Annotated in this window: 14 protein-coding genes and 1 pseudogene; 9 read left to right on the plus strand and 6 right to left on the minus strand. The window is 72.4% G+C overall.

All coding sequences use genetic code 11. The annotated features are described in order from the left end of the window. Nucleotides 1-71 precede the first annotated feature (71 nt). Both WBK50_RS25275 and WBK50_RS25280 read right to left on the minus strand, forming a co-directional pair. Nucleotides 72-365, minus strand: a complete 294-nt coding sequence (locus tag WBK50_RS25275; protein ID WP_341337991.1) for a hypothetical protein — start codon at nucleotides 363-365, stop codon at nucleotides 72-74. Nucleotides 366-814: 449 nt separating this feature from the next. Continuing rightward, nucleotides 815-958, minus strand: coding sequence for a hypothetical protein (locus WBK50_RS25280; RefSeq protein WP_341337992.1), 144 nt, complete (start codon nucleotides 956-958; stop codon nucleotides 815-817). A 78-nt stretch (nucleotides 959-1036) separates the two neighbouring features. Between WBK50_RS25280 and WBK50_RS25285 the strand changes: the two genes are divergently transcribed. Next, nucleotides 1037-2071: a DUF6925 family protein gene (locus WBK50_RS25285; protein WP_341337993.1), complete on the plus strand. Its 1035-nt coding sequence runs from the start codon at nucleotides 1037-1039 to the stop codon at nucleotides 2069-2071. A gap of 222 nt (nucleotides 2072-2293) precedes the next feature. Here WBK50_RS25285 and WBK50_RS25290 read toward each other — a convergent pair whose 3' ends face one another. Further along, a complete protein-coding gene (locus WBK50_RS25290; protein ID WP_341337994.1) occupies nucleotides 2294-3043 on the minus strand; it encodes an HAD-IIA family hydrolase in 750 nt (249 codons plus the stop codon). A 126-nt stretch (nucleotides 3044-3169) separates the two neighbouring features. Between WBK50_RS25290 and WBK50_RS25295 the strand changes: the two genes are divergently transcribed. Beyond that, entirely contained in the window at nucleotides 3170-3898 is a 729-nt protein-coding gene (locus WBK50_RS25295; RefSeq protein WP_341337995.1) for a hypothetical protein, read from the plus strand. A gap of 284 nt (nucleotides 3899-4182) precedes the next feature. Here the strand turns inward: WBK50_RS25295 and WBK50_RS25300 are convergent, their stop codons facing one another. The 3 genes from WBK50_RS25300 to WBK50_RS25310 form a co-directional block, all read right to left on the minus strand. Then, nucleotides 4183-4995 (minus strand): Fpg/Nei family DNA glycosylase, encoded by an 813-nt coding sequence (locus WBK50_RS25300; RefSeq protein WP_341337996.1) that lies wholly within the window; start codon nucleotides 4993-4995, stop codon nucleotides 4183-4185. Nucleotides 4996-5001: 6 nt separating this feature from the next. Then, nucleotides 5002-5469: a ribose-5-phosphate isomerase gene (locus WBK50_RS25305; protein WP_341337997.1), complete on the minus strand. Its 468-nt coding sequence runs from the start codon at nucleotides 5467-5469 to the stop codon at nucleotides 5002-5004. A gap of 94 nt (nucleotides 5470-5563) precedes the next feature. Further along, nucleotides 5564-5932: a nuclear transport factor 2 family protein gene (locus WBK50_RS25310; protein ID WP_341337998.1), complete on the minus strand. Its 369-nt coding sequence runs from the start codon at nucleotides 5930-5932 to the stop codon at nucleotides 5564-5566. On the opposite strand from WBK50_RS25310, the gene WBK50_RS25315 reads away from it, so the two are divergent. From WBK50_RS25315 to WBK50_RS25345, 7 genes and pseudogenes are all read left to right on the plus strand, one after another. Next, nucleotides 5931-6092, plus strand: a complete 162-nt coding sequence (locus WBK50_RS25315) for a hypothetical protein (RefSeq protein ID WP_341337999.1) — start codon at nucleotides 5931-5933, stop codon at nucleotides 6090-6092. The genes WBK50_RS25310 and WBK50_RS25315 overlap by 2 nt on opposite strands. Further along, nucleotides 6092-6871 (plus strand): MBL fold metallo-hydrolase, encoded by a 780-nt coding sequence (locus tag WBK50_RS25320; RefSeq protein ID WP_341338000.1) that lies wholly within the window; start codon nucleotides 6092-6094, stop codon nucleotides 6869-6871. Before WBK50_RS25315 ends, WBK50_RS25320 begins: the two co-directional genes overlap by 1 nt. A gap of 57 nt (nucleotides 6872-6928) precedes the next feature. After that, nucleotides 6929-7573, plus strand: a complete 645-nt coding sequence (locus WBK50_RS25325; protein WP_341338001.1) for a TenA family protein — start codon at nucleotides 6929-6931, stop codon at nucleotides 7571-7573. Between the two features lie 68 nt (nucleotides 7574-7641). Further along, nucleotides 7642-8559: pseudogene (locus WBK50_RS25330) on the plus strand (carboxylate-amine ligase); the annotation flags it as partial. Between the two features lie 112 nt (nucleotides 8560-8671). Continuing rightward, nucleotides 8672-10213, plus strand: a complete 1542-nt coding sequence (locus WBK50_RS25335) for a circularly permuted type 2 ATP-grasp protein (RefSeq protein ID WP_341338002.1) — start codon at nucleotides 8672-8674, stop codon at nucleotides 10211-10213. A 44-nt stretch (nucleotides 10214-10257) separates the two neighbouring features. After that, complete coding sequence (locus WBK50_RS25340) at nucleotides 10258-12039, plus strand: N-acetylglutaminylglutamine amidotransferase (protein ID WP_341338003.1); 1782 nt, start codon at nucleotides 10258-10260, stop codon at nucleotides 12037-12039. A gap of 2 nt (nucleotides 12040-12041) precedes the next feature. Next, nucleotides 12042-14003, plus strand: a complete 1962-nt coding sequence (locus WBK50_RS25345; protein WP_341338004.1) for a S9 family peptidase — start codon at nucleotides 12042-12044, stop codon at nucleotides 14001-14003. The last annotated feature ends 11 nt before the right edge of the window (nucleotides 14004-14014 follow it).

A 14014-nucleotide genomic window follows, 5' to 3' on the forward strand; every position in this document is an offset into this window, starting at 1 on the left:
TGCGTCCCTCTCCGATCGGCAGAGGAATGCGCCGGACCCCGTGCGAGGTCCGGCGCGTTCAAAAATTTCGCTCAGCCCCCGTTGCTCCCCGTGAGAGTGTTGCAGGTGATCGGGGCGTCCGCCGCGGTCTGGGCGACCGGGCCGCTGCCGAGGATGCCGAGCACATTGCCGAGCCCGAGCAGCGCGGTGACGTCCGGACAGACGTTCAGGCCGTTCAGTGCGTTGACGTCGCCCAGGTTGACCAGACCGGTCTGCGGGCCCAGGGGCGCGTCGTCCCCGATGACCTGCTCCGTCGAGCGTGTGGGACTCCCCGCAGCGAACGCCAGCGGGCTCACCGCGAAAAGCCCCAGAACGATTCCGGACACGACGATTCCAGCTTTTTTCAACACGATTGTCTCCTGAGGGTGACGACACCCGGATCGAACCTTGGCGCCCGGTATTCCGCACCGATTCGCCCCCGACAGGAGAGAAGCTAACCGGCGCCTCGCGCGGGTGAGAACAGTCGTCCTTCGATCGTGTGGCCCCGCTGCGTTCCGCGACACCCGCCGGTTTGAACGCGGGCGGTCCGGGGCACGGCCGCACGTCCGAGCACGTACCGTGTATCACCGAGCGGCTTTCGGCGCCGAATCTCACGGTCCGTGATCGACGGACAACGTCCGACGACGGCTCGAGGTCGGGTTCGCAGGCAGCCGGAAGGCCTCGCCGATGCAGCGAATGAGACCCGTCGGGTGATCATGGCCGGGCAGGTCGAGCGCGGTCGCCGGACGGGCGCCGAAGGACGGCCGCGGTCAGCCGCGCGGAGTGCTCAGGGGCCTCAGGCCGCGTCCCACTCCCACTGCTCACTCATCGCGCCGGGGCAGTCCGGGCACCCGATCTCGAAGCCCGCGGTCTCGTCCGCGGGCAGTTCTGCATAGGAGCCGCACTCGGCGCAGCTCCACCACACGGTCGTCACGCCCATACCACCGAGGCTAATCACAAGCGTGTAGTTCGCAAGTCCGGTCTTGCCGCAGGGCGCACGGGTGGGCACTCTCGGCGAATGGACGGACCTGCGTCGCCCGAGGATCCCGCGCTCGCACCCGCCCGCGTCCTCGCCGAGGACCTCCTCGCCGATCCGGACGCGTCCTGGAGCATGGGCACCATCGGCGCCCTCGCGGAGTTCACCCGGAACGCCGACGAGAGCGTATCGCGTGGTCCCGCATGCGTCGTCACCGAGCGCGGGGGGATCCGGTTGCGGCTCTCCGACGAGGTCGAGGCCATCGCCTACGAGACCCCCGCCGGCCCGGACCTGCACTGGAACCAGGCCGTCGCGTTCTGTCTGCCCGTCGCCGCCGCGCGGCGCAGCGGGCGGACCGTCGTCACCGAGATCGGGCCGGACACCGACGCGCTGCGCCCGCAGGACACCGCGGACATCCTGTTCGACCTCGGCCTGGACACCCCCAGCGTCGACGCCTGCGTGCGCACCGCCGATCCCGCGTTGCTGGAGGTACTGCGTGACGCCGAGGGCGAACAGCTCTTCACGACGCCGGCCGCGGCCGCGCTCGTCGAGCACCGGCCGCACCGGGTGTTCCTGACCGCGGCCGGACGCGTCGAGGTCTACACACCCATCCCTCCGCCGGAGGGCCGCTCGCCGCTCGGCCCGCACACGCACCTGCTCCCCCACCTGCTGGCGCGGGCGCGAGCGGAGGGACGCACCCACCCGCCGACCGTCCCGATCCCGGACGACCTGGTGCCGGTCGCCCACGTCTACCCGCCGCACCCGTCGGCGGACCACCTCGGACGCCCCCTGCCGTTCGATCCCGAGCGGCTCATGGCCTTCCAGCGGCTGCTCGACGCGTTCGGGGACCCCGTTCTGGGGGTGCTCAAGGCCGGGGTGGTCGCGGCCGTGCGCGCCGGGCGGGGACCGCGGGACGACGAGTTGCCGCGGGATCCCGCGGGCCGGGCGGCGGTCTCCGTCGCGCTGCGGCAGCTCGCCCGGACCGACGGGTCCTCCGCGGCGTTCCACACCTGGCGCAGCCGCCACCGCGAACCGCCGGAACTGCTCGATCCCGAAGGCGATCCGCACGGCGGCTGAACGCCGAGCGGACCGAGATAAGGTTAGGCAAAGACGCGCGGTTTTCCGGTAACGGTCCGAGTGAACCACGCGACTCCCACCCGGGGCGCGGCGCCGGACCCGGTTTCGATCGGGGACGTCGCGCAGCCACCCCCGGCGGCCGGGAGTACCCCTCCCTCACCGGCCGAAGGTCCACGTCGGCGTGCCCGCCGGCGTGGACCACCCGGGGGACTCCTCCTCGATCTAGATGTCGTCCACCAGCTCGGCGATCGTCGACACGACGCGGCTCGGCCGGAACGGATAGCGGTCCACGTCCTCGGCCTTCATGATCCCGCTCAGCACCAGCACGGTGCGCATCCCGGCCTCGAGCCCCGCCACGATGTCGGTGTCCATCCGGTCCCCGATCATCGCCGTGGTCTCCGAGTGCGCCGCGAGCCGGTTCAGGGCGGCGCGCATCATCAGCGGGTTCGGCTTGCCGACGAAGTACGGGTCGACGCCCGTCGCCCGGCTGATCAGCGCGGCCACCGACCCGGTCGCCGGCAGCAGCCCCTCCTTCGACGGACCCGTGGGATCGGGGTTGGTCGCGACGAACCGGGCGCCCTTGTCGACGAGCCGGATCGCCGTCGTCACCGCCTCGAAGCTGTAGGTGCGGGTCTCGCCGAGCACCACGTAGTCCGGGTCCGAGTCCGTGAGGACGTACCCGATGTCGTGCAGCGCGGTGGTCAGCCCGGCCTCGCCGACGACGTACGCGCTGCCCTGCGGGCGCTGGCTGTCCAGGAACGCGGCGGTGGCCAGCGCGGAGGTCCAGATCGACTCGATCGGCAGGTCGATCCCCGTGTGGCGCAGGCGGAACTGGAGGTCGCGCGGGGTGTAGATCGAGTTGTTGGTGAGGACGAGGAACGGGGTCGAGGTCTCCCGCAGCCGTTCGATGAACGTGTCCGCGCCCGGGATCAGCCTGCCCTCGTGGACGAGCACGCCGTCCATGTCAGTCATCCAACACGTAATCGGCTTCGACTCCGGCACGTGCCGGAGCGTAGACCGGATGGGGAACGTTTCGTGCCCGATGCCCGTTGTGGAAGGCAGAGAACAGTCGTTTCACGAAGCGGAGTTGAGAACCTGATGGGCACCGTCGTCACCGTGCTGGTGCTGCTCGCGATCGTCGCCGGCGTGGTGTACCTGGTGCGGTCGCGCCAGGCCGCGCAGACACGCGAGCTCGAGGACGCCAAGTCCGAGGCCCGGCGCTGGCTCGAGCGCCTCGGCGGGCAGGTGCTCAACCTCGTCGGGACGAACGAGCCCGCGAAGCAGGCCATCGCCGACGCCTCCGAGCGCTACAACGCCGCCGGCTCCCAGATGGAGCAGGCGAAGACGATCGCGCAGACCCGTGGCGTCACCGAGACCGCGTACGAGGGCCTCTACTACGTCCGGGCCGCGCGCACCGCGATGGACCTGGACCCGGGCCCCGAGCTGCCGCCGCTGCCGGGCCAGGCCCGCGCGGGCGCCGTCAGCGAGGACCGCACCGTCGAGGTCGAGGGGCAGGGCTACAGCGCCTCGCCGAACCCGTCGGACCGCAACTCGCACTACTACCCCGGCGGCAACGTCGCCGGACGCCCGGTCCCCGCGGGCTGGTACTCCGAGCCGTGGTGGAAGCCGGCGCTCGTCACCGGCGCGTGGGGCGTCGGATCGATGCTGCTGTTCAGCACGATGTTCTCCGGGATGTCCGGGGTCGCCTACGCGGACGGCTACCAGGACGGCCTCGCGGCCGACGGCGGCGACGCGGGCGCGGACGCCGGCGGCGACATGGGTGGAGACATGGGCGGCGGGGACTTCGGCGGGGGTTTCGACTTCTGACGTTTGCGGTTCACTCCGGCCGGGTACGAATGGCTTGACGCACTCGAGCCACGGCCGGTGAGAACCGACCCTTCCAGCCGACCCGCCCGGAGAACGCTTTCCCGGGCGGGTCAGTGCTTTTCCGGGACGATTCCCTACGCGACCTGGCAGCGCGGGCGGAAGAGGGCCTCGGCCCGAAAGACGTTGCCCCCGCCCCGCGATCGCCGACCCCGTGCGCCGACTGCCCTTTCCGCAGCTCAGTCGGGGTTGTGCGCGGGAAACCTCGTTCTAGCGAGGTTTCCCGCTCACAGGGCGGGTTGGCAGGTGGGGCACCAGAAGAGGTTGCGGGCGGCGTGGGTCGTGGTGAGGACGGGCGTCCCGCACACCAGGCACGGCATCCCGGCCCGGCGGTAGACGTAGACCTCGCCGCCGTGCCGGTCCTTTCGGCCGGGTTCGCCGCGGCGCCTGGGGTCGTGCTCGGGCGCGACGGTGTCGATCCGGCCGCGCCGCACCCCGTCGCGCATGAGCGCGACGAGGTCGGGCCACATCACGTCGAACGTCTCGCGCGGTAGCGCGCGCCCGGGCAGCTGCGGGTCCAGGTGGTGCCGGAACAGCAGCTCCGCCCGGTACACGTTCCCGACGCCGGCGACGACGGTCTGGTCCATCAGCAGCGTCGCGAGCGGCGCCCGGGACCTCGAGATCCGCTTCCAGACCTGCTCCGGATCGGCGTCGCGGCGCAGCGGGTCCGGCCCGAGCCGGTCCCGGATGGCCTTCACCTCGGCCACCCCGAGCAGCTCGCAGGCGGTGGGCCCGCGGAGGTCCGCGTAGTGCGTCTCCCCCGCCAGCCGCATCCGCAGCTGTCCGCGCGGCTCCGGTGCCGGTAGCTCGCCCTCGTCGAACGTGCCGTAGAGCCCGAGGTGCACGTGCACGACGAGTTCGGGCCCGAACCGGTGGAAGAGGTGCTTGCCGTGCGCCTCGGCCCGGGTCATGACCTGCCCGTCGAGCAGCGCCGCGGACTCCGCGAACCGGCCCTGCGGGCTGGAGACCGCCACCGGGCGTCGCGCGAAGAGCTTCTGGTGCAGCCGGGCGAGCCGGTGGAGGGTGTGTCCCTCAGGCATGCCGGGTCACGTGGGCAGGACGATCTCGCAGGTCTCCTCGTACTCCGCGAGCTGACCGATGCGACGGGCGTGCCGCGGCTCCTCGGAGAACGGCGTCGTCAGGAACGCCTCGACGATCGCCGCGGCCTCCTCGAACGTGTGCATCCGGGCGCCGACGCCGATGACCTGCGCGTCGTTGTGCTGCCGGGCGAGCCTCGCGATCTCCGGGCTCCAGGCCAGGGCGGCGCGGCAGCCCTTCACCTTGTTCGCGGCGATCTGCTCGCCGTTGCCGGACCCGCCGATCACGACGCCCAGCGAGCTCTCGTCCTCGACCACCCGGCGGGCGGTCTCGAGGCACCAAGCGGGGTAGTCGTCCTCGGGGTCGTAGGTGGGGGCGCCGACGTCGACGACATCGATGCCCTGCCCGCCCAGGTGTTCCAGGAGACGGGACTTGAGTTCGAAGCCGGCGTGGTCGCTGCCGAGGTAGACGCGCACGGGCAGGATCCTGCCTTATGCGGGAGATCGCCGGGGTCGACGGGGTTCCGCACGGCGGGGTCGACGAGCGCGGGCGGATCATGTAGGTCGTGGTCTAGCCGGGAACACGGTCCAGGAAGCCGAGCACGAGACAGACCCGGCCGTCCGCGGCGCGGACCACCGAGTCCGATCCGATGACCGGCGGCTCCTCCCCGTCCGGCCCGAGCCCCCAGCTGAACCGGACGACGTCGTGGTGCGCGACCGGCTCACCGACCGGCCGGAACACGAAGCCGGGGAACTGCTGCTGCACACCGCCGATCAAGGCGGCGATGGCCTCGTGCCCCGTCACGTCCGCGAGCGGGTCGACGTAGCGGGCGTCCTCGGTGAAGACCGCGGCCACGGCCTCGGCGCGGGCGTCGGGGTCGGTGTTGTTCCAGGCGTCGAGGTAGAAGATCACGCTGTCGAGGGAGATCGTGTTCGTCATGACCCGAAGCCTGGTCGCGGTCGGGCCCGGAGTCGATGATCTCGCAGGTAAAGTCCGCGCGGTGCAGGCCTCCGGGATCGGGCCCGTTGCAGGGGATCACGACGATGCGCTCGTCGAGATCGACACCAGACCGGTCCGAGCCATGATCGGACCAGCCTGATGTCGCGTTCGCCGGGCGACTGGCTCGAGCTCGGCGACGGCGTGTTCGCCCGGCGGAACGCGGAGCTGGACCTGACGACGGGGCTGGTGGTCGGCGCCGACCGGGCGCTGGTGATCGACACCCGGGGCGACGTTGAGCAGGGCGCCGAGCTCCTCGCCGCGGTCCGGGACGTCACGGGTCGGCCGCTCACGGTCGTCCTCACCCATGCGCACTTCGACCACTGCTTCGGCACGGCCGCTTTCCTCCCGGCGCCGGTGTACGCCCACGCCCGCTGTGCGGCGGCGATCACGGCGACGGCGGGCGCCCAGCGGGACCGCTGGGTGCGGCACTACCGCGACCGGGGAGACCGGCCGACGGCGACCGCGCTGGCCGCCACCCCCGACCCGCCGCTCCCCTCCGCCGCGCCGGACCTCCTCGACCTCGGCGGACGCGCGGTTGCCCTGCTGCACCCGGGCCGCGGGCACACCGACCACGACCTCGTCGTCCACGTCCCGGACGCCGGGGTCGTCTTCGCGGGCGACCTCCTGGAGCAGGGCGCTTCCCCGGACTTCGAGGACGCCCACCCGCGGGAGTGGGCCGCCGCCGTCGCCACGGTGACGGCACTCGGCGCGAGCACGTACGTCCCGGGCCACGGGAACCCGATGACACCGGCGGAGGCGGCGGCACAGCACGCCGAGCTGCGGGTCGTCGCCGAGCTTGCGACCGCCGTCGCCGAGGGCCGGAGCACCCCGGAGGAGGCGGCCGCTCGCTCCCCCTACCCCGACGTCCCCTGGCCCTGACCCCCGCGACTCGCCCGGCCTCAGATCGCGACTCGCGGACGACCTAGGGTCGGTGGGGTGGGGAAGTCGGAGAAGTTGCGGGGGCAGTTCGGGGCCGTCTGGGACGCCGCGGTCGGGCATCGGTTCGTCGACGAGCTGTGGGACGGCTCGCTCGAGCGGACCGTGCTCACCCGGTACCTCGTCCAGGACTTCCAGTTCTGCGACGCGTTCCTGGCGCTGATGGGCGCGGCGGTCGCGTCGTGTGACGACCCGGACGCCCGGGTCGTCCACGCCCGGCAGGTCGGCCTCGTCGCCGGGGACGAGAACGACTTCTTCCACTCCTCCTTCGACGCGCTCGGCGTCTCCACCGCGGAGCGGACCGCGCCCGAGCTCGCCGACCCGACCCGCGGGTTCGTCGCGTTGATGGACGGCGCGCGGCACACCGCGGACTACGCCTCGTGCCTCGCCGTGCTGCTCGTCGCGGAGTGGCTGTACCTCGACTGGGCCACTCGGCCCAACTTCGTTGCACCTTCGGACCCGATTACCCGGGAATGGATCGACCTGCACCGCGGTCCCGATTTCGAGGCGTGGGTCGCGTTCCTCCGAACCGAGTTCGACCGGGTCACCGAGCGCCTCGATACCGTTGCCGCGCAACGGGTTTTCGCGTTCTTTGGGGAGGCCGTCGGCCTGGAGCTGGCGTTCTTCGACGCCGCATACGGGTGAGGATCGGGGTACCCGCCACCTGCGCGGCGGCTACCTCGCTGTAACAACGGGCACCTAGCGTCATGGACATGGGTTCCGGAGAGAGATCGCTCCTCGGGGTGGAAGAGGAGTTCCACGTCGTGAACCTCGAGACCCGCCGCGCGGCGCCTCGCGCGGACCTGCTGCTCCCCGAGCTCGGTGGCGACGAGTTCGCCCCGGAGCTGCTGCGCTCGCTGGTCGAGACGAACACCCCGCCCTGCTACGAGCTCGACGAGCTCGGGGCCCACCTGCGGCGTCTGCGCACGCGTCTGGAGAGCGTCGCCGAACCGCACGGGCTCGGCGTCGTCGCGGCGGGGACCGTCCCGCTCGTCGACCTCACCGGCGACGACATCTCCGCCGGGGCCCGCTACGAGAAGATGCAGCACGAGTACCAGCTCCTGGTCCGCGAGCAGCACATCTGCGGCGCCCAGGTGCACGTCGACGTGCCGGACCGCGACCTCGCCGTGCAGGTCGTCCGCCGGGTCGCGCCGTACCTGCCCACGCTGCTGGCCATCTCGGCGAGCTCGCCCTACTGGCGCGGCCACGACTCCGGCTACGCGAGCTACCGCAACATGATCTGGTCCCGCTGGCCCACCGCGGGGCCCCCCGGCGACGTGGAGACGGCGGCGGACTACGACACGATGGTCGCCGAGCTGATCGCGTCCGGGACGATCAGCGACCCGGGGATGGTCTACTTCGACATCCGGCCGAGCGCCCACCTGCCGACCGTCGAGCTGCGCGTCTGCGACGCCTGCCCCGAGGTCGACGACGTGGTGCTGATCGCGGGCCTGTTCCGCGCCCTCGTCGCGCAGGCCCGCGAGGACACCGACAAGGGGCTGCCGCTGCCCACCCAGCGGCACGAACTGCTGCGCGCGGCGAGCTGGCGGGCGGCACGCTCGGGGCTGGAGGGCGACCTCGTCGACCTCACCGGGCCCACGCTCGTCAGCCCGCCGCTGCTGCTCGGCCAGCTCGTGGACAGGCTGCGCCCGCAGCTCGAGGAGCTCGGGGACCGGGAGCAGATCGTCGAGCTTCTCCCGGGCGACCCTGAGCCGGGGCAGCGGCGCCGCCCGGCAGCGCCGGATGTTCGGCCGGCGCGGGGAGATGGCGGACGTCGTCGACGCGCTACTGGCCCGCACGCAGGGCCGCACGGTCCGCAAGGACCCGCCGCAGGAGGTCCCGCGCGCCTCCGCGCTGCTCGGCGACTACCGGCCCGGCGGGTACGACGAGGCGGTGACGCCCGACGGCCGGGTCCTGCCGCACTACGGCTGGATGTTCCGCACGCTGGAGCGGATGGGGCCGCGCGGCATGGCTGCCGCGGAGTCCGCGCTGCGTACGGAGCAACGCGCGCGCGGCGTCACCTTCGGGGTGGCCGAGCCCGGCCAGGAGGAACGCCTGTTCCCGCTGGACCTGCTGCCGCGGATCGTCACCGCCGAGGACTGGGCCGGGCTCACCGAGGGGCTCACGCAGCGGGTCCGGGCCCTGGAGCTGTTCGTCCGCGACGTCTACGGGCAACGCCGGATCATCGCCGACGGGCTGATCCCGGCGTCGGTCGTGGACAACGCGCCCGGCCACAACCGCGAGGGTGAGATCGTCCCGGAGGACGTCGTCCGGATCGCCGTCGGCGGCATCGACCTGGTGCGCGACGCCGCGGAGAACTGGCTCGTGCTGGAGGACAACCTGCGGGTCCCGTCCGGCATCGGTTACTCGATCATGAGCCGGCGGCTGATCCGCAGCGTCATGCCGGACCTCGAGCCGCCCGCCGGTGTCGTCCCGCTGGAGGACGTGCCGGGCCGGCTGCGGGCGGCCCTGCTCAGCGCCACGGAGAAGGGCCGGGCGGGATCGGACGAGGTCGCGCTGCTGAGCGCCGGGCCGTCGGACTCGGCGTTCTTCGAGCACCAGCTGCTGGCCGAGCAGATGGGCGTCCCGGTCGTCACGCCGCGGGACCTGCAGGTCACCGAGGACGGCGTGTACCTCGTCGACATCGGCGCCCGGATCCGGCTCTCCGCGCTCTACCGGCGGATCGACGAGGCCGAGCTCATGTCGTCGAAGGGCGCGGACCTGCGGCCGATCGGCCGGGCGCTGGCGTCCGCGGTCTCCCGCGGGAAGGTCGCGCTGCTCAACGCGCTGGGCAACGGCGTCGCGGACGACAAGCTCGTCTACGCCTACGTCCCGGACATGATCACCTACTACCTCGACGAGCCGGTGCGCCTCGGCAGCGTGGCGACCTATCCGTGCGTGGACCCGGAGCGCCGCGAGGAGGTCCTGGACCGGCTCGACGAGCTGGTGCTCAAGCCCGTCGACGGCTACGGCGGCACCGGCATCGTCATCGGTCCGCACGCGCAGCGCAGCGAGCTGACCGAGGTGGAGAAGGCCATCCGCGAGGAGCCCGCGAGGTGGGTCGCGCAGGACATGGTGGCGCTCTCCACACATCCGACGTTCGCCGACGGCAGGCTGGAGCCGCGGGCCGTCGACCTGCGGGCCTTCGTGTTCCAGAGCCAATGCGGGGGACACCCCTACCTCGACGTAGTGCCCGCCGCCTTGAGCCGGGTTGCGCCGGCGGGGAGTCTCATCGTGAACTCGTCCCGCGGCGGCGGCGCGAAGGACACCTGGATCCTGCGCTGAGCGCACCGGCGCGGGACGACACCACTACCCGAGGGAGACCTGAGATGTGCGGGATCGCGGGCGAGATCCGGTTCGACGGCCGGAGCGCCGACCCCGGAGCGGTGGCCCGGATCACCGACGCCATGCACCGGCGCGGACCGGACGGCACCGGCGTCCACTCGGCCGGGCCGATCGCGCTGGGCCATCGCCGGCTGAAGATCATCGACCTGTCCGAGCGCGGCTCCCAGCCGATGGTGGACCCGGCACTCGGCCTGGCCGTCGTCTTCAACGGCTGCATCTACAACTACAAGGAGCTGCGGTCGGAGCTGGAGGCCGCGGGCTACCGGTTCTTCTCGGACTCCGACACCGAGACCGTCCTCAAGGCCTACGCGCACTGGGGTGCCGCCTGCGTCGAGCACTTCCTCGGGATGTTCGCGTTCGCCCTCGCCGAGCGGGACACCGGCACGCTCGTGCTGGGCCGCGACCGGCTCGGGATCAAGCCGCTCTACCTGGCCGAGGGGCCGGGACGGCTGCGCTTCGCGTCGTCGCTGCCCGCGCTGCTCGCCGGGGGCGAGGTCGACACGTCGATCGACCCGGTCGCGCTGCACCACTACATGACGTTCCACTCCGTCGTCCCCGCGCCGCGGACGATCCTGTCCGGGATCCGCAAGCTGCCGCCCGCGACCGTCCGCACGATCAACGCCGACGGGACGTCGAGCGACCACGTCTACTGGACGCCCGTGCACTCCCGGCGCAGCGAGTTCGCCGGGATGGGGGCCGAGGAGTGGAAGGAACGGACCCTCGACGCGCTGCGCCTCGCCGTCCGCCGCCGCATGGTCGCCGACGTCCCGGTCGGCGTCCTGCTCTCGGGCGGGCTGGACTCCTCGCTGATCGTGGCGCTGCTCGCGGAGGAGGGGCAGACCGCGCTCAAGACGTTCTCGGTCGGGTTCCACGCGGCCGGCGGCGAGAAGGGCGACGAGTTCGAGTACTCGGACCTGGTCGCCAAGGAGTTCTCGACGGACCACGAGCAGATCCTGGTGGACCCCGCGCGGATGCTGCCCGCCGTCGACGACACGATCTCCGCGATGGCCGAGCCCATGGTCAGCCACGACTGCGTGGCCTTCTACCTGCTCTCCGAGCAGGTCGCGAAGTCCGTGACGGTGGTGCAGAGCGGGCAGGGCGCGGACGAGGTGTTCGCCGGGTACGACTGGTATCCGCCGCTCGCGCGCACCCCGCGGAGCAAGGCCGTCGAGACCTACGCGGGCGTGTTCACCGACCGCCCGCACTCCGACATGGCCGATATCCTGGAGAAGGAATGGCTGCTCGACCACGATCCGTCGCGCGCCTTCATCGCCGAGCACTTCGCGGCGGAGGGGGCGGACGAAACCCTCGACGCCGCCCTGAGGCTGGACAGCACCGTCATGCTCGTCGACGATCCGGTCAAGCGGGTCGACAACATGACCATGGCCTGGGGACTGGAAGCGCGCGTTCCTTTCCTGGACCATGAGCTCGTGGAGCTCGCCGCCGCGTGCCCACCCGAGTTCAAGCTGGCGCACGGCGGGAAGGGCGTGCTGAAGGAGGCGGCCCGCGGGGTCGTCCCGGACGGTGTGATCGACCGGCCGAAGGGGTACTTCCCCGTTCCGGCCATCCGGCACCTCGAGGGTCCGTTCCTCGAACGGGTGCGGGACGCCGTGACCGACCCGGTCGCGAAGGCACGAGGCCTGGTCCGGAGCGAATGGCTGGACCGTATGCTCGCGGATCCGAACACCCAACGCACCAATCTGGGCTCGAACGCGCTGTGGCAGGTGGCACTGCTGGAGATGTGGTTACAGGAGAGGGGGATCTAGGGATGCACGACGGTCTCGACGTGGATGCCATGGCCTTCATGGCCTTCACCGACCGCCGCCGCGCGCAGCTCGCAGGCGAGATCGGTCCCTCGGCCGAGCACCTCTTCAGCCCGGCCTACACCGATCCCGTGCCCTCCCCGGACGGCACCCTGATCGCCTGGATCTCCGATCGCGACGGCCGGCCCCGCGCCTACGTCGCCGAGCTGCCGCCCACCGGCTCCGACCTGCCCGTCGAGCAGCCGTTGCAGGCCCTGGACACCGAGGTGGACCCGGACGCGCCCTGCGACGTCAAGGCGGTCAGCTGGTCCCCGGACGGCACGCTGCTGGCCTGCGAGGTCGCTCCCGGTGGTGGGGAGCGGACCCGGGTGCTGCTCCTGAGCCCGGACGGGGTCGAGCGCCGCGAGATCGCGCCCGGGGCCTGCGCGGTGACCCTCGGCGCCTGGTCCCCCACCGGGCGCCAGCTCGGCGTCACGATCTTCGCCGGGAGCGGCGACGGCAACGGCTCGGCCTGCCTGGTGGACCTGCGGGACGGCTCGTCGACGGTGCTGGCCTGCGGGCCCGCCGTCCGGGTCTGCGCGGTCAGCGGTGACGGGCGCCGGGCCGTGGTGCGCACCGGCCGCCGCGGCGCGCGGAGCCTCGAGCTCATCGACCTCTGGACCGGGCGCCGGACGGACCTGCTCGCCGGCGGCGAAGCGACCGTCGCGGACGGCCGCTTCGGCGTCACCGGCGGCACGCTCTACCTGCACACCGACGCCGGACGCGAGCGTCCGGCGCTGCTCGCCGTCTCCCTCGGGGAGGGCGACGAGGTGTCCCTGTCCTGGGAGATCGCCGCCCGCGCGGACGACGACCTCGACGTCGTCGCCCTGGACCCGGCGGGCGCCCGCGCCGCGCTCGTCTGGAACGTCGACGGGCGCAGCGAGATGGAGCTCGTGGACCTGCGGACCGGGCTCACCGGGCCGTTGCCGGAGCCGCCCGGGGACGTCATCACCAACGTGGCGTTCTCCCGGGAGGGGCACGCGCTGCTCGTCGCGAGCGAGGGACCGGCCGTGCCGCGGAACATCGCGCGCATCGGGCTGGACCCGGACGTCCCGTTCTCACAGGCCACGGCCCTGCTGCCGGCCGGGCCGGACGACGTCACCCTCGACGCGCTGGAGCAGTTCGTCACGCCCACGCTGCACGAGTTCACCGGCGAGGACGGCCTGAGGCTCTCGGGCTGGCTGTTCCGCCCGCGGACCGCCTTCGGTGCCCAGCCGCCGGGAAGGCTACCGACGCTGCTGTGGCTGCACGGCGGTCCCGAGGCGCAGGAGCGGCCGATCTTCCAGCCGCTGTTCCAGGCGCTGGTCGCCGAGGGGATCCAGGTGTTCGCGCCGAACGTGCGCGGCTCCGGCGGCTTCGGCCGCGCGTTCTCCCAGGCGGACGATCTGGACCGGCGGTTCACGGCGATCACCGACGTCCGCGCCGCGGTCACGTTCCTCACCGACTCCGGGCTCGCGGATGCGAACCGGGTCGGGGTCTCGGGCCGGTCCTACGGCGGCTACCTGACCCTCGTCGCGCTCGCCTGGTTCCCGGACCTGTTCCGGGTCGGGGTGGACGTGTGCGGGATGTCGGACCTCGAGACGTTCTACACGGACACCGAGCCGTGGATCGCCGCCGCGGCGACCACGAAGTACGGGGACCCGGAGACGGACCGGGAGCTGCTGCGCGCGCTCTCGCCGATCCACAGCGCGGACCGGATCACCGCGCCGCTGATGGTCGTCCACGGCCGCTACGACACCAACGTGCCGCTCGGCGAGGCGGAGCGGATCGTCGAGGTCCTGCGGGAGAAGGGCGCGGCCCCGAAGTTCCTGCTGTTCGACGACGAGGGCCACGAGACCCACGGGGTCGCGAACCGCGCGGAGTTCGTGGGCGAGGTCGTGCGGTGGGTCGGGGGGAACCTGCAGGAGGCGGACTCCCGGACCGCCTGACCGTTAACGCG

This window comes from Pseudonocardia sp. T1-2H (assembly GCF_038039215.1).
Classification (GTDB): Bacteria; Actinomycetota; Actinomycetes; order Mycobacteriales; family Pseudonocardiaceae; genus Pseudonocardia.